The organism is Streptomyces sp. Edi4 (assembly GCF_040253615.1).
Classification (GTDB): Bacteria; Actinomycetota; Actinomycetes; order Streptomycetales; family Streptomycetaceae; genus Streptomyces.
Genome location: NZ_JBEJGY010000003.1, coordinates 1 through 18,297, shown reverse-complemented (window position 1 = coordinate 18,297; position 18,297 = coordinate 1). Strand labels below are relative to the sequence as shown.

At 70.1% G+C, this 18,297-nt stretch carries 17 protein-coding genes and 3 pseudogenes; 8 read left to right on the top strand and 12 right to left on the bottom strand.

Annotated elements, in window-relative coordinates; translation table 11 throughout:
• Positions 1-309: 309 nt before the first annotated feature.
• The 4 genes from ABR738_RS01780 to ABR738_RS01765 all read left to right on the top strand — a co-directional run bounded on the left by ABR738_RS01780 (position 310) and on the right by ABR738_RS01765 (position 7,178).
• Complete coding sequence (locus ABR738_RS01780; RefSeq protein WP_350228163.1) at positions 310-1,479, top strand: exonuclease SbcCD subunit D; 1,170 nt, start codon at positions 310-312, stop codon at positions 1,477-1,479.
• 1 nt (position 1,480) lies between these two features.
• On the top strand, positions 1,481-4,495 hold the full coding sequence (locus tag ABR738_RS01775; protein WP_350228162.1) for an AAA family ATPase: 3,015 nt from the start codon (positions 1,481-1,483) through the stop codon (positions 4,493-4,495).
• A gap of 156 nt (positions 4,496-4,651) precedes the next feature.
• Complete coding sequence (locus ABR738_RS01770; RefSeq protein ID WP_350228161.1) at positions 4,652-6,325, top strand: DEAD/DEAH box helicase family protein; 1,674 nt, start codon at positions 4,652-4,654, stop codon at positions 6,323-6,325.
• 373 nt (positions 6,326-6,698) lie between these two features.
• The gene (locus ABR738_RS01765) at positions 6,699-7,178 is read left to right on the top strand and encodes a TetR family transcriptional regulator (RefSeq protein ID WP_350228160.1); all 480 of its coding nucleotides are present in this window, start codon (positions 6,699-6,701) and stop codon (positions 7,176-7,178) included.
• A 316-nt stretch (positions 7,179-7,494) separates the two neighbouring features.
• Here the strand turns inward: ABR738_RS01765 and ABR738_RS01760 are convergent, their stop codons facing one another.
• From ABR738_RS01760 to ABR738_RS01740, 5 genes and pseudogenes are all read right to left on the bottom strand, one after another.
• The gene (locus ABR738_RS01760) at positions 7,495-8,097 is read right to left on the bottom strand and encodes an FAD-dependent oxidoreductase (protein ID WP_350228159.1); all 603 of its coding nucleotides are present in this window, start codon (positions 8,095-8,097) and stop codon (positions 7,495-7,497) included.
• 73 nt (positions 8,098-8,170) lie between these two features.
• Positions 8,171-8,839, bottom strand: a complete 669-nt coding sequence (locus tag ABR738_RS01755) for a cation:dicarboxylate symporter family transporter (protein WP_350228239.1) — start codon at positions 8,837-8,839, stop codon at positions 8,171-8,173.
• Positions 8,779-9,603, bottom strand: a complete 825-nt coding sequence (locus tag ABR738_RS01750; RefSeq protein WP_350228158.1) for a cation:dicarboxylate symporter family transporter — start codon at positions 9,601-9,603, stop codon at positions 8,779-8,781. The genes ABR738_RS01755 and ABR738_RS01750 overlap by 61 nt, the downstream gene beginning before the upstream one ends.
• A 97-nt stretch (positions 9,604-9,700) precedes the next feature.
• Positions 9,701-10,198, bottom strand: a pseudogene (locus ABR738_RS01745) (PrpF domain-containing protein); the annotation flags it as partial.
• A gap of 124 nt (positions 10,199-10,322) precedes the next feature.
• Positions 10,323-10,778, bottom strand: a pseudogene (locus ABR738_RS01740) (PrpF domain-containing protein); the annotation flags it as partial.
• 76 nt (positions 10,779-10,854) lie between these two features.
• Here ABR738_RS01740 and ABR738_RS01735 point away from each other — a divergent pair.
• Complete coding sequence (locus ABR738_RS01735) at positions 10,855-12,138, top strand: LysR family transcriptional regulator (protein ID WP_350228157.1); 1,284 nt, start codon at positions 10,855-10,857, stop codon at positions 12,136-12,138.
• A gap of 99 nt (positions 12,139-12,237) precedes the next feature.
• Complete coding sequence (locus ABR738_RS01730) at positions 12,238-12,459, top strand: hypothetical protein (protein ID WP_350228156.1); 222 nt, start codon at positions 12,238-12,240, stop codon at positions 12,457-12,459.
• Positions 12,460-12,968: 509 nt separating this feature from the next.
• Here ABR738_RS01730 and ABR738_RS01725 read toward each other — a convergent pair.
• Positions 12,969-13,655 (bottom strand): NAD(P)-dependent oxidoreductase, encoded by a 687-nt coding sequence (locus ABR738_RS01725; protein ID WP_350228155.1) that lies wholly within the window; start codon positions 13,653-13,655, stop codon positions 12,969-12,971.
• A 448-nt stretch (positions 13,656-14,103) separates the two neighbouring features.
• Here ABR738_RS01725 and ABR738_RS01720 point away from each other — a divergent pair, with 448 nt between their 5' ends.
• Positions 14,104-14,391 carry a TetR-like C-terminal domain-containing protein gene (locus ABR738_RS01720; protein ID WP_350228154.1) on the top strand — a complete coding sequence of 96 codons (288 nt, stop codon included), beginning with the start codon at positions 14,104-14,106 and terminating at the stop codon, positions 14,389-14,391.
• Positions 14,392-14,714: 323 nt separating this feature from the next.
• Here the strand turns inward: ABR738_RS01720 and ABR738_RS01715 are convergent, their stop codons facing one another.
• From ABR738_RS01715 to ABR738_RS01695, 5 genes and pseudogenes are all read right to left on the bottom strand, one after another.
• Positions 14,715-14,846 (bottom strand): hypothetical protein, encoded by a 132-nt coding sequence (locus ABR738_RS01715; protein ID WP_350228153.1) that lies wholly within the window; start codon positions 14,844-14,846, stop codon positions 14,715-14,717.
• Positions 14,847-14,865: 19 nt separating this feature from the next.
• Positions 14,866-15,162 carry a hypothetical protein gene (locus ABR738_RS01710; RefSeq protein WP_350228152.1) on the bottom strand — a complete coding sequence of 99 codons (297 nt, stop codon included), beginning with the start codon at positions 15,160-15,162 and terminating at the stop codon, positions 14,866-14,868.
• Positions 15,162-15,529: pseudogene (locus ABR738_RS01705) on the bottom strand (amidohydrolase family protein). The gene ABR738_RS01710 and the pseudogene ABR738_RS01705 overlap by 1 nt, the downstream one beginning before the upstream one ends.
• A 315-nt stretch (positions 15,530-15,844) precedes the next feature.
• A complete protein-coding gene (locus ABR738_RS01700; protein ID WP_350228151.1) occupies positions 15,845-16,273 on the bottom strand; it encodes an AMP-binding enzyme in 429 nt (142 codons plus the stop codon).
• Positions 16,274-16,986: 713 nt separating this feature from the next.
• Complete coding sequence (locus ABR738_RS01695; RefSeq protein ID WP_350228150.1) at positions 16,987-17,208, bottom strand: hypothetical protein; 222 nt, start codon at positions 17,206-17,208, stop codon at positions 16,987-16,989.
• 31 nt (positions 17,209-17,239) lie between these two features.
• On the opposite strand from ABR738_RS01695, the gene ABR738_RS01690 reads away from it, so the two are divergent.
• Positions 17,240-17,467, top strand: coding sequence for a hypothetical protein (locus ABR738_RS01690; protein ID WP_350228149.1), 228 nt, complete (start codon positions 17,240-17,242; stop codon positions 17,465-17,467).
• Between the two features lie 372 nt (positions 17,468-17,839).
• Here ABR738_RS01690 and ABR738_RS01685 read toward each other — a convergent pair.
• Positions 17,840-18,297 (bottom strand): SMP-30/gluconolactonase/LRE family protein (locus ABR738_RS01685; protein WP_350228148.1); only part of this gene is annotated, 458 nt, incomplete at its 5' end.

Here is an 18,297-nt window from a genome sequence, read left to right as displayed (position 1 = left end):
GTGCCATCCGGCCTCCGCAGTCCATTGCCGCGCGTGAGCGCGGGCTTCGATTCCGCACCATCGGCAGCCCCCGGGCGCCACAGTGTGCTCGGTCCTGGCAGAACGCGATAACGACATCACATCCTCCTTCCCCCACTGCTTATCTTGCCTCCTGCCACTGACAATCACCCCGCGAGCCGTGTCCGGCTCCGCCACCCGGCAGCGCAGACGAAGGAACCTTTCTCTCGCGTGTCCCCAAGCCTCTGAAACAAGACCGTTTATCGGGAAAACCGCCCGTAGCTCCCACCACACTGGTTACGGTCTGTGCCCATGAGGTTCCTGCACACCTCGGACTGGCATCTCGGCCGCCGGTTCCACGGGGAAGATCTGATCGACCACCAGCGCAAGGTCCTGGACCACATCTGCGCCACCGCCCGCACGCAGAAGGTGGACGCCCTGCTGATCGCGGGCGACATCTACGACCGTGCCATCCCGAGCCTGGACGCGGTACGCCTGTTCGACCGGGCTCTGCACCAGCTCGCCGACCTCAGCATCCCCACCGTCATGATCAGCGGCAACCACGACTCCGCCCACCGCCTCGGCACCGGCTCCGGCCTGTACGCCAAAGCCGGCGTCCACCTGCGCACCAACCCCGCCGACGCCGCCCGCCCCGTCCTCCTCGACGACGAACACGGCCCCGTCGCCGTCTACGGAGTGCCCTACCTCGAACCCGCCCTGGTACGCACCCAGCTGGACGCCGAGACAGCCTCGCACCAGGCCGTGCTCACCTCGGCACTGGACCGCATCCGAGCCGACCTCGCCACCCGCCCGGGCACCCGCTCCGTCGTCCTCGCCCACGCTGTCATCACCGGCGCCACCAGCAGCAAAAGCGAACGCGACATCAGCGTCGGCGGCGTCGCCCACGCCGGCGCCGACCTCTTCGACGGCATCGACTACACCGCCCTGGGCCATCTCCACCGCCCGCAGCGCGTCAACGACCGCATCCACTACAGCGGCTCCCCGCTGGCCTACTCCTTCTCCGAGACCAACCACACCAAATCCCTCACCCTCGCCGACCTGCCGGCCGACGGCGCCCCCACGATCACGCACCACGACATCCCGGCCGACCTCCACCTGCCGCTGGCACGGCTGACCGGCCGCATCGAAGACCTGCTGGCCGACCCCGCACACGAACCGCTCAGCGAAACCTGGCTGCAGGCCACCCTCACCGACACCGCCCTGCCGTACGAGGCGATGGCACGCCTCAGACAGCGCTTCTCCAAGACCCTGGACATGCGGCACGTGCCCGCCGGCATCCCGGCACAGGCCACCGACAGCCCCACCTACCGCGAACGGGTACGCGGCCGCGGCGACCTCGACATCGCCCACGACTTCATCACCGCCGTGCGCGGCACCCCACCCACCCCCACAGAGGCAGGCCTCCTGCAAGAGGCCGTCGACGACATGCGCGTGCACGCCCAGGAGAAGGAAACCGTCTGACATGCGTCTGCACTCCCTGCACCTGCAGGCCTTCGGCCCCTTCGCCCGCCGCCACACCGTCGACTTCGACGCCCTGTCCGCCGACGGCCTGTTCCTTCTGCACGGCGACACCGGCGCCGGCAAGAGCACCCTGTTCGCCGCCATCTGCTTCGCCCTCTACGGCCTGCCACCCCACGAACGCAACATGCGGCTGCGCAGCGATCACGCTCCCACGGATCTGCTGACCGAAGTGACCCTGGAAGTAACCCTCGCCGGCAAGCGCCTGCAGATCCGCAGGATCCCCGCCCAGAAGCGACCCCACCTGCGCAACAGCGCAGAACTCGTCGACCAGAAGGCCGAAACCTACCTGCACCAGTGGGTACTCGACGAACACGGACACGGCCGGTGGGAAGGCATCATCAAGTCCCACAAGGAAGCCGGAGAAGAGATCAAGTCCCTCCTGCGCCTGACCCGCCAGCAGTTCTGCCAGGTCGTCCTGCTCCCACAGAACGAGTTCACCAAGTTCCTGCGCGCCGACGCATCCGAACGCCGGGTCCTGCTCGGCACCCTCTTCGGCACCCGCCGCTTCGGCCTCATCGAAGAATTCCTCGCCAACCGCAAAACCCTCACCGCCAAGACGCGCGACGAGGCCCGCGCCGACGTCCTGCGCCTGGCCGAACGCATCCAGCAGGCAGCCGGAGACGACCTCGAACCAGCCCAGAACGCCCCCCGGGCCGACGACCCCGCCACCCTCACCGCACCCGCCCGCGCCTGGGCCACCGCCCTGCACCGCCAGGCCCTCACCCGCCAAGACGCCGCCGACGCTGCCACCGAGACCGCCGAGCAGCAGCTGACCGAAGCCCGCCTGGCAGAACAGGCCGTCCGCGACCTCCACCGTCTCCAGCAGGCCCACCGCACCACCGCACACGACCTCGGCCTGCTCCACGAGCAGACCACCCACCACGACCACCTCGCCGAACGCCGCGACCGCGCCGTCAAAGCCCAACAACTGAGCTCCGCCCTGGAGACCGCACACACCGCCGAACTCGAGCACACCCGTGCCCTGGACGACGACAGCCGCGCCCGCGCCCTCCTGCCACCCGAACACGCATCCCTCGACACCGCCGGCCTCACTCACGCCGGCCAGCAACTGCACGCCGAAACCGGCGCCGTCCAGGCACTGCTGCCCGACGAGGCCACCCTCCAGCGCCACACGACAGAGCTTGCCGCACTCGACCGCGAGCGCCAGCAGCTCACCGAAACCCTCACCGACGCCCAGCAATGGCTCAACGCCCTTCCGCAACGCCGCGCTGACCTTGCCACGCGCCTGGAAACCGCCCGCAGCGCGCAGGAAACCAGCCGCGAACTCACCCCCACCCTCAACCTCGCCGAAAAGCAGCTGGAAGCCGCCAGACGCCGTGACGCTCTCGACCAGCAGATCAGCGCCGCCCACAAGGTCCTCAGCCAGGCCGAGAAGGACTCCGCGCAAGCCGCGAAAACGTACGTCGACATCCGGCGCCGCCGCACGGACGGCATCGTCGCCGAGCTCGCCGGCCGGCTCGTCGACGGCGAAGACTGCCCCGTATGCGGTTCCCCCACCCACCCCGCACCCGCCACTGCCCAGCCCGGTCAGCCCACCGCCGCCGACGAACAGGCCGCCGAAGCCGCCCACACCCGCGCCCAACAGAGCGAGAACAAGGCCAAAGAGGCCCTGGCCCAGCTGAACGAACAGGCCGCCACGGCACGCGGTGAAGCCGGCGGCAACACCCCTCTGGCCGACCTCACCGCCCACCGCACCGGCCTCGAACAACACCTCGCCGACGCTCTCTCCCAGGCAGCCGACGCCGGACCGGCCGACGAACAACTCACCCTCCTGGAAAAGGAACAAGCCGACACCGAACACACCCGCAACACCGCAGCAACACGCCTGGGCGCCGCCGACGCCACCTACGACAGCCTGCACACCCAGCGCGAAGAGCTCACCCACCGCCTGGCAACCGCCCTCAACGGACACACCACACTCGCCGACCGCATCACCCATCTCACTCAGCACGCCGGCCGCCTCGAGACCGCCGCCGCGTGCGCGGCCACCGTGGCAACAACCGCCGCGGAACGCCACAGCGCCACCGCTCTCGCACAGGAGGCAGCGCACGCGGCAGGCTTCACCTCCCCGGCCGAAGCCTCGGCCGCCCGCCTGCCCGACGACGAACTCACCGCGATCGAAAACGAGATCACCCAGTGGCGTGAACAGCGCCTTGTATTGACCGCCCGTCTCGCCGAACCCGAACTGCAGGCAGCCATCACCCAACCGCCCGCCGACCTCGAGCACGCCGTCACCGAACTGAACACCGCCACCACGACCCACACCCGCACGGCAGCCCTCTCCACCCAGGCCGCCGGCCGGTCAACCGCCCTGGCCACCCTCACCGCTCAGCTGGACACCCAGATCCAGCGCCTGGAACCCCTCGAGGACGCCTACCACACCGTCGATCACCTACACGGCCTCATCAGCGGCGGCTCACCCAGCAACCAGCTCCGCATGCAACTGGAGTCCTACGTCCTGGCAGCCCGACTCGAAGACGTCGTCGACGCCGCCAACACCCGCCTGTCACGCATGTCCCACCACCGCTTCACCCTCGTCCACTCCGACGACAGAGCCGCCCGAGGCGCCAAATCAGGACTGGACCTCAAAGTCCTCGATGCCTGGAACGGACACAAACGCCACACCGACACCCTCTCCGGCGGCGAATCCTTCTACGTCTCCCTGGCCCTCGCCCTGGGCCTGGCCGACATCGTCACCGCCGAAGCCGGCGGCCAGGCACTGGACACCCTCTTCATCGACGAAGGCTTCGGCACCCTCGACGAAGACACCCTCCACCAAGTCCTCGACGTCCTGGACTCCCTACGCGCCCACGACCGCACCGTCGGACTCATCAGCCACGTCCCCGAACTCCGCCGCCGCATCACCCAACGCCTGCACATCTCCAAGAACATCGACGGCTCCACCCTCACCCACCTGACCGAAGCGGCCGAATGACCGCATGGCAGAACACGGGTCCCCAGCCACCCGCCGACCGGAGCACATGACACCAAGGCCCTAGGCTCCAGTTGATAGAGACCCGCTGCACCAAACCACTGCTGTACGCGAGAATGAACGCGAGTCAGCCCCTCACGTATGCCGAGGAACCGTGCGATGACCGCCAGCCCTCCTGCCACAGAACACACCGAGCGTCTGGTCCTGCGCACGGACCAGCAAAAGGGCCTCGTGAATACGGTTCGCCACCTGCGCCGCCCGCGCACCCGCGGACATGCCGTCTCAGCCTGTGGCACCGGCAAGACCCTCTTCGCACTGCGCGTCGCCGAGGAACTCGGCGTGCGCCACCTGGCGGTGGCGGTGCCCAGCCTGGACCTGGTCGCGCAGTGGGCTGCGGCCGCCCGAGCAGACGGCCGCAGCGAGCCGATGATCACCATCTCCTCGCTGCGCGCCGAGTCCCACCCGCTCCTCGCCGACGCCAAGGTCGACTCGGCCAACGCGGGGGAGTACCTGGCCTACTGGCTGGGCCGCCACCCCAAAGCGACGGTGTTCTTCACCTACGACTCGCTGTCCAAGATCGAAGAGGCCCAGCACTCCGCAATCTTTCCTGCCCCCGTCTTCGGCCTGCTGATCGTGGACGAAGCACACGCCACGGCCGGCACCTGGGAGAAGAACTGGACCGCACTGCACGACAACGAGCGCATCCCTGCCGAGCGCCGCCTCTACCTCACCGCCACCCCGTATGTATGGGAAGCCCCCCGCCTGACCGAGCCGCCCACCACCAGGGCGCAGCCCAAGCGCACCACCGCTACCGCACCGGCCTGGGACGACCCGGCCCTGCTGGCGACCATGGACCAGCCGAAGATCTTCGGCCCCCGCCTGCACACCTACTCCCACGCCGACGCCATCGACGACGGCGTCCTGGCCGACTATCAGCTCGTCGTCCCCACCGTCACCGACACCGAACTGCGCACCGCCCTCACCGATCCCGAGGCCGGGCCCACCGCGCGCCGCACCACCGCCCTGCACCTGGCCATCCTCAAGGCCATGCGCGAGCAGGACCTGCGCCACGTGTTCGTCTACTTTCAGCAGATCGCCGACGCCGCCGACTTCGCCCGCCAGTTCGCCCACACCCTGCGCACCCTCCCCGACGACCTGCGCCCCGACTGGGCGGACCAGGTTGTCGTGCAGTCCATCGACGGCACCCACAACGCCCGCCGCCGCGCGGGCATCATCAACCGCTTCACCGATGCCGACCGCGGGGTACTGGCCAACGCCAAGATCCTCGGCGAAGGCGTCGACCTGCCGGCGGTCGACGGAGTCGTCTTCGCGGACCGCACCGCCAGCGTCCGCCGCATCGTCCAGGCGCTGGGCCGCGCCCTGCGCAAACCCCCCACCCTCAAGACGAAGACGGCCAGCCTCGTCATCCCCGCCTACATCCCGCCCGGCACCGACCCCACCGACCTCCTCGGCACCCCGTATGAGGCCCTGTGGCTGGTCACCGCCGCCCTGCGCCACCACGACCAGACCATCGCCGCCCGCGCCCCGCGCGGCAAGAACCAGCATCCCGCCCGCGACTCCAACACCTACATCACCCGCCGCTTCCGCTTCGACCACACCCTCGACCCTTCGGCGATCGCCCGCGCCCTAGACCTGCTGGTATGGCCCGCCGACGGCGCCGTCCTGTCCGCCCCCCGCCGCGCCGGACTCGCCGCCGCCAGGTGCTGTGGATTCCATTTTGTAGTCGTCTGCTTAACTGCTCGCGCGATATTGGTTTTGCCACCTTACTTCGTTCAGTTACGTATTGCTAAGGTTAATAGGGAAACACGATAGAATCCGAACAGCACCTGACCAGCTTCGCGCCGGCCAGCGCCATGCCGGTGGTGCCGCCGGTGATGACCGCGACCTTGCCGTCAAGCTTTCCCATAGTCGCTCCCTTCAGTCGGTGGTGCCGTGTGCACCTGGGGTGACGGCGTTATGTACACCGGCCTGTGTTCTGCTTACGGTACTGGGCGGGCGGCCGGGACGCAAACTATGTACACCGGTCGTTACCCAGCTGCGGGGTAGCATGAGCCCGTGGACAAGAGAGGGTGGAGAAGGGCCCCCAGGGCCGCCGCCGCGGCCGGGGCGCCCGCGAGCGCATCATCAGCGCGTCCCAGCAACTGTTCCGCGAGCAGGGCATCAACCGCACCGGCATGGACCAGCTTTGCGCGGCGGCCCAGGTGCTGCCCAAGCGCACGGCCTGCGGCGCTTCACCGGCAAGGACGAACTCGTCGCCGAGTACCTGCGCCGGTTCGACCCCTCCGTTCTGCCCGGCGTGTTCGACCGCACCGACCTCACGCCCCGCGAACGGCTCCTCAGCAGAGCCCTTGCGACGACATCCACCACCCCCCCTGTGCCCCTACATCGGCGCCGCCGTCGAACTCCACGACCCCCAGCACCCCGCATCCCAGTACGCGCGCCGCGACTACAAGAAAGCCGTCGCCGCGCGGCTCGCCGACAACGCACCACCCCCCGCGAAGCCGGCGCCAGCGCCGACCCTGAACAGCTCGGCGAGCAGCTCGCGCTGCTCATCGACGGCGCCGCGGCCCGCACACCGGGCCTCAACGCCGACGCCTTCCCCACCGCCGCCGCCATCGCCGCCGTCCTCATCGACAACGCCATCCCCGCCACGAGCCGGCGATGACCGACGACGGGAGGAAGTGTCGAGTTAACGTGGCACATCGCGGCCGGGCTGGACGCGCTGCCGGTCACGCGGCTGCACCGGCTGGCGCGCGACGCGGCCGCCCGGCGCCTGGCCCGGACCTGCTGGCTTTTACGGAACTGGCCGCCCGCCTGCTGAAGGCCGCGGCGGAAGCCGCCGGGGAGACCGGCGACCCCCGAGGACCCGCCGTGGTCGGCCTGGGATGCCTGGAAGCGGTCCATCGCCTCGGCCGGCGCGGGCAGCTGGTACAGCCCGGCATCCAGGACCTCGGCGACCCAGGCGCCTGAGGACCTCGAGTTCACAGTTGAGCGTCTCCGTCGGCGAGCACTACGCCGTGGACGGTGCCGTCGGATGCGGTGGCCAGGCGAGTGACGGGGGCGTCGAAGCGTACGTGCACGCCGGTGCGTTCGACGGCCGCCAGGTGCTGCTCGATCATCCCCTTGCCGCCGCCGACGACGCCGACCGCCAGGCCACCCCAGAAGCGGTGGTGGCCGTCCACCTCATACGCCTGCCGGCGGTACATCAGCTCGAACCGCAGGCCCAGGTCGCGAAGCCAGTCCATCGTCGCGGGACTCGCCGGCCAGGATCCGCGCGAGGTCGGCATCGGTATGCCCACGTAGCCCTTGACCATGTCGTCGAGGAAGTCGTCGTCGGTGTACGGGGCGAGGTCGGTCAGCGGGAAGCAGTCCTGTGCGGTCAGTTCCAGGAGGTTCTTGAGGTCGGCGAGTCCGCCGTGGCTGGTGCGCATGGCGCCGGCGGTGAAGTCGGAGTTGCCGCCGGCCCACTGCCGTGGCGCCTTTTCCAGTACGAGCACTCGGGCGCCCGCTTGCCGGGCGGACTGCGCTGCGCAGAAGCCGGCGTTTCCGCCGCCGACCACGGTGACGCCCCAGGGTGCTGCCATCAGTGCGGGTGCTCCTGATCACGGGAAGGGCCGGTCCGGAGCGCGGGCTCCACAACCAGCTGTGTGCGGTGCGTCAGCCGACGGCGGGCGCCGGGTCACGGTCCGCTCCGGCCGCTGCTTTCGGGTCGGCTTCCGCGGGCCCGCTGCACCGAGTGCGGGATCGACCTGCCGATCGGGGGTGTGGCCGGCCTCGGGAGCGGAGGTCTGCGGATATCGCCGCGGAGGACGGCCTTGGCACGGTCCTCGTCGAGCTGTCCCTCCCATTTGGCCGCCGCCAGAGTGGCGACGCCGTTGCCGACCACGTGGTCCAGGCGCGGGCCTCGGACATGAAGCGGTCGATGCCGAAGATCAGCGCCAGGGCGGCGACGGGTACGTGGGGAACGGCGCTGAGGGTGGCGGCCAGCGCTACGAAGCCGGACCCGGTGACCCCGGCGGCGCCCTTGGAGGTGAGCAGCATGATGGCGAGCATCGACAGCTGCTGGGTGAGGCTGAGGTCGATGCCGAGGGCCTGGGCGAGGAAGACCGAGCCCATGGTGAGGTAGATCGCGGTGCCGTCGAGGTTGAAGGAGTACCCGGCGGGCAACATGGCGATACCGACGACCGGTTTGGATGCGCCCACGTGCTCGAGCTTGGCCATCATGCGCGGCAGCACCGGCTCGCTGGACGAGGTGCCCAGGACGATCAGCGGCTCTTCCTTGATGTGGCGGAGGAAGGGCAGCAGGCGCAGGCCGTTGACGCGCATGACCGTACCGAGGACGACCAGGACGAAGAACAGGGCGGTGAGCCAGAAGGAGCCGACCAGGGCAGGAAGAGGTGCGGATCTGCAGGCCGTAGTTGCCGATGGTGAAGGCCGTCGAGGCCGAAGGCGCCAATGAGGGCCAGCCGCATGATCCAGCGGATGAGTGTGAACAGGATCCTGGACAGCTTCTCGATGCCCTGGGCGATCCCCGCGCCCGCCTCGCCGCCGGCGTTGAGGCCGAAGCCGAACAACACCGAGACCACCAGCACCGGCAGGATCTCGTGGCCGGTCATGGCGCTGAGCAGGGTGTCCGAGATCATGGCGAGGACGAAGGCGGAGAAGCTCTCGTGGCTCGCGGTCGCCTCGGGCGGCAGCCCCTTGGTGGAGAGGGTGGAGGTATCGACGTGCAGTCCGCTGCCGGGCTGGACGACGTTGACGACGACCAGGCCGATCACCATGGCGACGGTGGTCAGCACCTCGAAGTAGAGCAGCGCCTTGAGGCTGACCCTGCCGACGGCACGCGCGTTGCCCATGGAGGCGATGCCGTGGACGACGGTACAGAAGATGACCGGCGCGATCATCATGAGCCGCGCGATGAAGCCGTCGCCCAGGGGCTTCAGCTCGGCGCCGAAGGAAGGCCACAGCCAGCCGACGACGGCACCGGCGAGAACACCGATCAGGCATTGGACGTAGAGCGGGACGGCGGCCGGCGGGTGCGGCGTGGTGGAGCGGTGGTCGGTACCCGGGGCGGCATCGTTGCGGCTCATGCGGGGCGTCCTTCCAGGACGGGAACAAGAGAAGTTCGGCCTGGGCGATGCGGCGGGCGGCGCGGTGCAGCAGCACCGTGGGGGACGCGCCGTCCGGTGCGGGGACGGCTTGGGCGGTGATGACGCCTGCCGGGGTGCCCAGGCGCAGCGTGCCGTCGGCGGTCTGCCGGGCGACGCGGTGGAGGGCGAGCGTGCCGGGGATGGCGGCCGCGGTGGCCAGGGCGACGGCCGAGGTGAGGCCGATCGCCGGGTGGGGTGCGTGCATGGAGACCATGCGTACGGCCAGGTCGTACTCGTCCTGACTGACCAGAGTGCCATGAGTGGTGCGATATGAGGCGGCCCGGGCAACGACGCCGACTTTCGGCACAGCATCGCTGACCGGGTCGTTCCGGTCGGCCAGGCCCATGTCCAGGGCGGCCTCGCGGCGCAGCACGGTGAGCGCGGGAACCGCCTCGGCGAACTCGGTGAGCGACTCGGTGCCGTCGAGGCCGAACGCCTTGGCCTCGAACAGCGCGGCCGGGGCGCCGGCGTCGACCAGGACGCCTCGGCCGGACCGGCGGGCCCGTAGGGTGTCCAGGGCGCGGCCGGTCGGCAGGGCGCGCCCCGTGGTCGTACCCGCCGGGTCCTCGAAGCCGAGCAGGACCGGCGCCTCCGAGCGCCGCGGTGCCGGGCACCGCGGCCGTGCCCTCTTCGGGGGCCGTACTGCCCGGGGTGGGGATGGTGCCGGTGAGGCGGGCCCCGGTGTAGACGTGCAGCATCCGCACCGTGGTGGAGTCCGATGTGATCGGTACCAGGCCGTTGTGGACGGCGTACAGGGCGACGGCGGTGGCGCAGTTGCCGCAGTTGCTGGTCCATTCCACGCGCTCGTCACCGATGCCGACCTGCGCGAAGGCGTACTCGACGTCGATGCCCGGCTCGGCCGGTGTCCGGACGATCGCGGCCTTGGAGGTGGTGGAGGAGGCACCGCCGACGCGGGTGTCTGGCGGGGGTCGGCGGCGTTGTAGGCGGCGAGCAGCAGGGTGTCGGCGTCCACGCCGGTCGCGACCACATCGTGGTGGTCGAAGTCCAGCACTTGCTGGTTCCTCCGCGGATCGTCTGGGCCAGCCGAGACGCAACGCGACCAGGACCTGCTGCGTGGAAACCCCGCCGGCACTTCCGTGCGTGGTGTGATCCACGGTGGGGGCGGAGCGTGAGTGATCTTTCGGAAATCTGCATGGGTATTAAGTTGGAATTAATGCTGGAGGTGAGCAGGTGCTCGATGTGCGGCGCATCCTGCTCTTCACCGAGGTCGCCCGCCGGGGCTCGGTCACCGCGACCGCGCGGCTCTCGAGCTACACGCCTTCAGCGGTGTCCCAGCAGGTCAGCCGCTTGGAGGCGGAGGCTGGGCAGCCGCTGTTGGAGCGCCAGGTGCCGAGCGGGGTGTCACGCTCACTGACGCGGGACGCGCCCTGGCCGAGCGCGGAGCGGATCGAGCGAGAACTGACGGCCGCCGAGAACGAGCTCGCCAACTTCGCGGGACTGCGCGCGGGCATCCTCCGCATCGGAACCTTCCCCACCGTCGGCGCTTCCCTCCTCCCCCGGGCCGTGATCGCCTTCCGGAAAGCCCACCCCGACGTACGGCTGACGGTGCGCAGCGCCCGCATCGCGGGCCTGTGGGCGATGCTGGAGAACCGGGAAATCGAGATGTCCCTGATGTGGGACTACGACTGGAACCGCATCGACCGCGAGGACATCGTCGTCACCTCACTCGTCGACGACCCCCGGCCCTCCTCGTCAGCAAGGACCACCCCCTCGCCGGCCGCCCTTCGGCCGCCCTCGCCGACTTCGCGAACGACCCCTGGATCGCCCCGCGCCGAGAACCACCCGGTGGCCGAGGCTCTCGCCCGCAGCTGCCACACAGCCGGTTTCAAGCCGCAGATCGCCTACGAGGCCCACGACTACCAGGAGGCACAGGCCATGGTCGCCGCCGGCATCGGCGTCGCCCTCGCCCCCACCCTGGCGCTGGAAGGCACCCGAGGCGGCGTCCAACAAGGTGCGCCTGCCACTGCAACCCCCCGCCCCGGTACGCCACATCCTTCTGGTCCGCATGGCCGACCACGCCCTCACCCCCGCCGCTGGGGCCTTCGCGGGCTTCCTGCGCGACAGCGCTACGACCGGCACGTCGTCATGACATGGCCGGAGCCCATGCCCGAGACCAGGCCCGAGGCAAACAGCCCGCGCCGGCCCCGCACCGCACTCACGCCGGACTCGCCGACGCCCCGCCTTCCGGCCGGCGCCCGTGTACTGCGACTGGGCTACCTGGCCGTAACTCACGCGTTCGCCGTGCTTCGCCTGCTACCGATGAGCGACCGCGGCGAAGACACGAAAATCGCTGCGGCCAGTCACGACCAGCTCATGGTACTGGCGCGACTCGGCGAGGATCGGGGGCGGTTCACCCCGAGCGACCGGGCATACCTGACGGCGCTGCTGTACCGGCTGCCACGGGACGTGCTGCGCAGACCAGCCCGGGATCCGTCGGCTTGGCATGCTCGATGACGGCCAGCACGTACATCCGAGCCCCGGACAGGATGACCGTTTCGAAGAAGTCGCAGGCCGAGCAGGGCATCGGCCTGGGAGCGCAGGAAGTCCGCCCACGTGCTGGAAGGAAGCCGCTCGGGTGCCGAGATCAACGCCGGCCTCCTGCAAGATCTCCCAGACAGTGGAAGCGGCCACCTTCACGCCCAGGACAAGCAGTTCACCGTGCAGACGGCGATACCCCAAGCCGGGATTGTCCGCGCCAGGCGCAACACCAGGGCCCGCACCGAGTGCACGGTCCGCGGCCGTCCCGAGCGCCTGGGCCGGGAGGCGGCAGCCTGACGGCGGGCGAGAAGGTCGCGGTGCCAAGACCAGCACCGTGTCCGGACGCACCAGCAAATTCGCACCCCGCGGAGCACGTGCATGGGAAGCCGGTGCAGCAGCGCCGCCAGAAATCCCCGGTCGCTCGCGGCGGAGCCGCACGCCGCTCCTGGCCGAGTTGGCGCTCCAGCACCATGACCTGGTGGCGCAAGGCGAGTATCCCGGCAGTCTATCCCGACCGCCCATTGGTCAGGCGCAGCATGGCGAACGCATTCGTCACGCCCAGGTAGGCCAGTCGCAGCAACACGGTCGATCATCTTGCCGCCGCGAGCGCCGGCCTCGCGAGAGCTCCCGCTCGGGCGACCGCGCCAACCGGCCTCCAGTACACCGTGCGCACCGCATCCCACCAGGGCGGACGATATTTTCGGCAAGCGCAATCGCGACGGCCGAGCTGATCGATGCGCATGCCGGACGCGGTGGACTCCTTCGTCATGCCTCGGTTCCGGCCGCAGCCAGCTGCGCGACCGCGGTCACAGTACCCGGCGGGAAACCTGCTGGCGCCCCGTGGAGAACCTGCCGGGGCTGTCGCGTCGGCCGAGGGACCGAGGCTTGAGGGGCACGAGGATGCCGTTGCCGTGCTTGCTGGTCTCCGCCTCGTCCAGCAGCAGCGCGGCCAGCGTGGTGCGGGAGATCCTGGGCGGCACCAGCGGGCGCCGCAGCTCCGCCAGCGGGCCGATGCGCCGGGTGGGACTGAGGGGGGCGTCCGTGACGTCCGGAGCGTGAACACCGTGGCGCCGGCCTTCAGGGCGATCTCGTCGGCCTCGGCCTTCTCGGCCAGTTCCGATCCGACGAACACCCGCATCACCCCTGCGTAGATCAGGCCGCCGGACCGGCTCGACACGCCCCGAGCCCAGCGCTCCGAGCCATACCGTGCGCACGTTCGCCGCGGCGAGCCTCCTGGCCCCGGCGACCAGCGCGCCCGGGCCGTCGCCCCTGCCGATGCCGATGGCCGAGACGACCACGTCGATGTCGGTCAGGCCGGGGAAGCTCTGCGGGGCGGTGACGTCAGCCTGCCTGATCTCGACCTGCCGTGGCGCGGACACGGTGACCTTGGACGGCGTGCGGACCAGGGCCACGACCTCGTGTCCGCGTTCCAGCGCCTGGTCGACGAGCGTGCCGCCGGTCCGGCCCGAGGCTCCGAGTACTGCGATGCGCATGATCATCCGCTCCTTGACTGAACAACCGTTGGCGACTTGAGTAAACAACCGTTGGTTATCAGTGTCAAAGTGAGGCCACCTGTAAGGTGAACACCTGTTGCTGAACCGTTCACCCTGGCCGGAAGGGAGCGAGGTGTCAGTCAGGAGTGGTCCGCTCCCCGTCGCCGCAATCCGCGCGGGCAGGGACAGGTGCTCAAGGCCCAGCTTGTGGACGCCGCCGGCAGAAGCTGCTGGCCACTCTCGATCAACCGGAGACACTGACGCTCCGGCAGGTCGCGCGTGAGGTCGGGGTCGCGCCGGCCAGCGTCTCACCAGCTTCCCGACCTGAGCGCACTGATCGAACACGTGCTACGGCTTCGCTATGAGGAGCTGGCCCGGCTGATGGACGGAGCCGCGCAGCCCGCCGCGGACCGAGCAGGCCGACCTCGTCGCCCGGTGCGCGGCCTATGTGCACTGGGGAGTCGACCAGCGCGGCCACTACCGCACCCTGTTCGGCGGCCGGATGCCTGCCGACCTCGTCCCTGGTACGGCCCACGGCGCCGGGGCCGAGCTGCTCGGCGCCGTCGTCGCCTCCCTGGGCGGCTGCGACCGCCGGGGAGCAGAAGCGGTGCGCGGCGGATCAGCAGTGGCAGGCCGGACTCATGCTCTGGACCGCCCTGCACGGTTTGGTCAGCCTCTACAACGACCGCCGGAGCCATCCCCTGGCCGCCCTTGGACGGTCTGCTCACCGACCTGATCAGCTTGCACACCGGTCGGCCGGCGGCCGAGATCGGGGCCCTCCTGTCCGGCGAGGGGGCGTCCCGGCCTGCCGGTCTCCGAGACGCATAAGGGCCGTGGCATCGGCATGGGCGACCTGCTTCTGCCTCCTGTGGACGGACGTGGCGCCGCGCCGGTGACCGGTGGGGCGGCCATGTGTCTCCCTGAGCCCTGGCGCGGCCGTCGGCCGTCCCTGGCCGGATGAGGCGGCGAGGAGGCGGGCGAACCGCAGTCGACAGCCGGCATCAGCAACGCGGTGCCTGCGCTGGCTGCCTTGAGCGCCCGCACAGGGCCCCGTGCTGGTCAGATGCCCAGCACGCGCCGGGCGTTCAGATGGGCGATTTTCTCCTTCACCTCGGGTGAAAGGTCGCACTTCTCGATCGAGTCCACCGCTTCGGCAGTGAGGACTGCGTACGGGTAGTCGATCGCGAACATGACCGCTTGGCCCCGATGCTCAGCACGGCGGCCTGCACGGCCTCCAGGGGCCGATACCCCGCTTGTGGTGATCAGGATGTTGCTCCCCGAAGTACTGCGACGGCATCCGCTCAAGCGGCGCGTCGACCTGGAGCGAGCGGTGACGCGAGTCGAAGCGGGAGCGCTGGAACGGCAGAAACTCGCCGAGGTGCCCGAGGATCAGGGTCGCACCGGGGTGCCGGTCGAACACTCCGGCATAGATCAGCCGCATGGCGTGGCCGCCGGTCTCGGCCTGCCAACTCCAGCTGGCCCCGTACATCTCCGGCCGTCCGCGCATCACGTGCCAGTCATCGCGAGGCAGTAAGCCGGGTGGAGGTACAACGGCACACGGAGTTCCTCCAGTGCGCTCCACAGTTCCCCGTACGCGGGATGGTCCAGGTACCGGCCCTGCGTGTGGTCGTTGACCAGCGCTCCCCTGAAGCCGAGCTGTTCGACGCAGCGTTTAGTTCGATCACGGCGGCGGCGGGGTCCTGCAGAGGCAGGGCGGCGAACCCCTTGAAGCGGGTCGGGTGGCGGGCGATGGTCCGGGCCAGGTGATCGTTGGCGAACCGGGCGTTGTCGACGGCGGCGCCGGCGTCGGTGTCGGCCTGGATACCGGGGACGCTCAGCGACAGGACCTGGATGTCGATGCCATGCGCGTCCATCTCGGGAAGACGGTGCTCCTCGAAGTCGGCCAGGCGGCGTCGGCAGTCCTTGGCGTACTGGTCGCTGACCTGGATCTTCTGGGGCGTCGAGGGCTGGCGCGCGAACAGCTCCGGGATGGTGAAGGCTTCTTCCAGCGCGATGTAGGTCATGGCAGGACTCCTTGGTCACATGTCCTTGTGGTGGTGTGCCGGTGGCCGACAGCAGCGGTGAGAGCCCCAAGGCCGGCGGCCTGCCGGGCGGGGCGAGACGTGTCCGGCGCCCGCCCGGCGGCTTCCGGACGGCCCGGCCCCCTGCCGGGGGGCGATGCCGCCCGGTCAGCCGTTCGGTGACGGGGACGCGACGGAGCCGGCAGCGGTGCCCGTCGCGCGTACGGTGGGCGGCGCCGATGTGGGCGTACCAGTCGATGAGTTCGGGTCTGTCGACGCTGCCGGGGTCGACCACGGAGCGCTGGGCGTCTCCGCGCAGCAGACGTTTGAGCAGGAGAATTCGAGTTTCTTGCCGGTGCGGGTGTGCGGTATGCCGGGGGCCTGGATGATCTCGTCGGGGACGTGGCGGGGGGAGGCGCCGTGGAGTATGGCGTCGCGGATCTTCTCGCTCAGCACGTCATCGACGTCGATGCCGTCGGTGGTGGTGACGAACAGCGGCATCCAGTAGCCGCCACTGTCCTGCTCGACCCCGACGACGAGGGCTTCCGCGATCTCCTCGAGCTGCTCCACCGGACCGTAGATGTCGCTGCTTCCCATGCGTATGCCGTGGCGGTTCAGCGTCGCGTCGGACCCGCCGTGCAGGTCACCGAGCCGTGGTCGGTGATGGTGATGCCGTCGCCATGCACCATGCCGGGTAGACGTCGAAGTAGGCGCCGCGGTAGAGCGCGCAGCAGCCGTCCGGGTCGTCCAGAAGATGCAGGCGGCATCGACGGCATGCGCCGGAGCACCACCAGCTCCACCTCGCCCCGCACCGGCCTGCCGTCCGGGCCGAAGGCTTCCACGGCCACGCCCAGGCAGAGCGAAACCATCACCGGCCCAGACCGGCGTGGTGGGTGCGGCGCCGAGGAACGCGGTGACCACATGGTGCCACCACTGGTGCACACGACCTGTGTCCGTGACCCGAGTTCGCCGGCGACCCAGTGTTGCAGGTCGGCGGGGAACGCCGAGCCGGTGACCCCCAGGCGCTCGAGAGAGGCCGGATGGTGGTCGGCGAGCCGCACACCGGCCTTGCGGCGCGCCGCCAGGTAGCCGGGGCTGGTGCCCCAGGACGTTCACCTCCAGTCGGGCCGCGAGCCGCCAGAGCGCATCGATGCCGGGATAGGCAGGGCTGCCCTCGTAACAGACGGCCGTTGCGCCCAGTAGCAGGCCGGCCACCAGGACGTCCACGTAGTCCAGCTCGGTGTGGTGTGCCAGAGCAGAAACAGTCCCCGGAGCGCAGGCCCAGGTGCAGGCCCAGGTTCTTGAGCTGCTCAGCACGACCCGCCGTGCCCGTGCACGATGCCCAGCTCGGCGGTCGTGCCCGAGGAGAACACGACCCACAGCGGGTGGTCGAACGGGACTGGTACGGGGGTCAGTTCGGCGTCGCGCCCGGTGAGCGCGGACCACGGGAGGGCACCGGGCACCGCCCCTGCCGCGTCCCCCACGGCGATGGTCGCCGTGAGGGTCGGCAGCGCGTCGCGCAGGGCTTCCACATCGGCGCGGCGGTCGATGTGCTTTCCCGCCGTGGAGACAGCCGGTCGCGGCGATGAGCACGGTCGGCCGGAGCTGCGCCAACCGCGCTTCGGCCGCGGCGGCGGTGTAGTCCTGCCCGCGCGCGCCCGCCAGGTCGCCCAGACCGGCGGTGGCAAGGAAGGCCACGACGGCCTGCACGCCGTTGAGGAGGTACCCGCCGCCCGGTCGCCCAGGCGCACGCCGAGTTCGGTGAGCGCCTGCGCGAGTGAGGCGACCTGACGCCGCAGTTCGTGCCAGGTGATCGCCGCTGCGGGCCGGTGTCCTCGGTCACCGTGATGACGGCGGTGTCGGTGCCGGTCCGGTCGCGGAAGACTTCGGCCGTGTAGTTCAGCGTGCTGCCGGGAAACCACACGCCTCCCGGCAGCGCCTCGGCCGCCAGCGCGGGCCCCACCAGGCGCTCGGGCAGACGGAAGTAGTCCCACACCGCCGCCCAGAAGCCGTTCACGTCGTCGACCGACCACGCCCAGCAGCGCGTGGTAGTCACCGCCCAGGTCGCGTCCGGCGCCGCGGCGAGGCGAACCGCGCGAAGTCGGTGATCCGGGAGTGTTCGACGGCCTGTAGCATCGGGGTCCAGTCCGGCTGCTTCGGTGCTCATGCAGCGTGCCCCTCCTTCGTGGCCTCGAGCAGTGCGACCGTCGTGTGCACCGCTTTCGCGGCCATGGCCTCCCCCAGAGGGAGGCCATGGGTGTCGGCGAGGGTGACGAACAGCCGGTTCCCGCCGTCTCCGCAGCACGCGATCGGCAGCAGCTCCCCAGTGTCCACCGAGGTGACCAGCTCGTTCTCCCAGACCAGGGCGACGGCGTGTCCGGTGGTGGTGGCCACCCAGACGCCGTCCTGTGTCGGCCAGATACCGTCCGGCCGGGCGTGGGTACCGACCAGATGGGCGAGGTCGGCGTAGGTGCGCCGGTCCGTGAGCGCCCCGTCGCCCGTGACGGTGAAGGCGGTCAGCCGTTGCCGGGTGGTCTCGGCGACGAGCAGGGTGCGACCGTGACCGACGAGGGCCAGGCCGTTGAGGAACTGGAAGTCCTGGATTCGCCTTCGTCCACCTT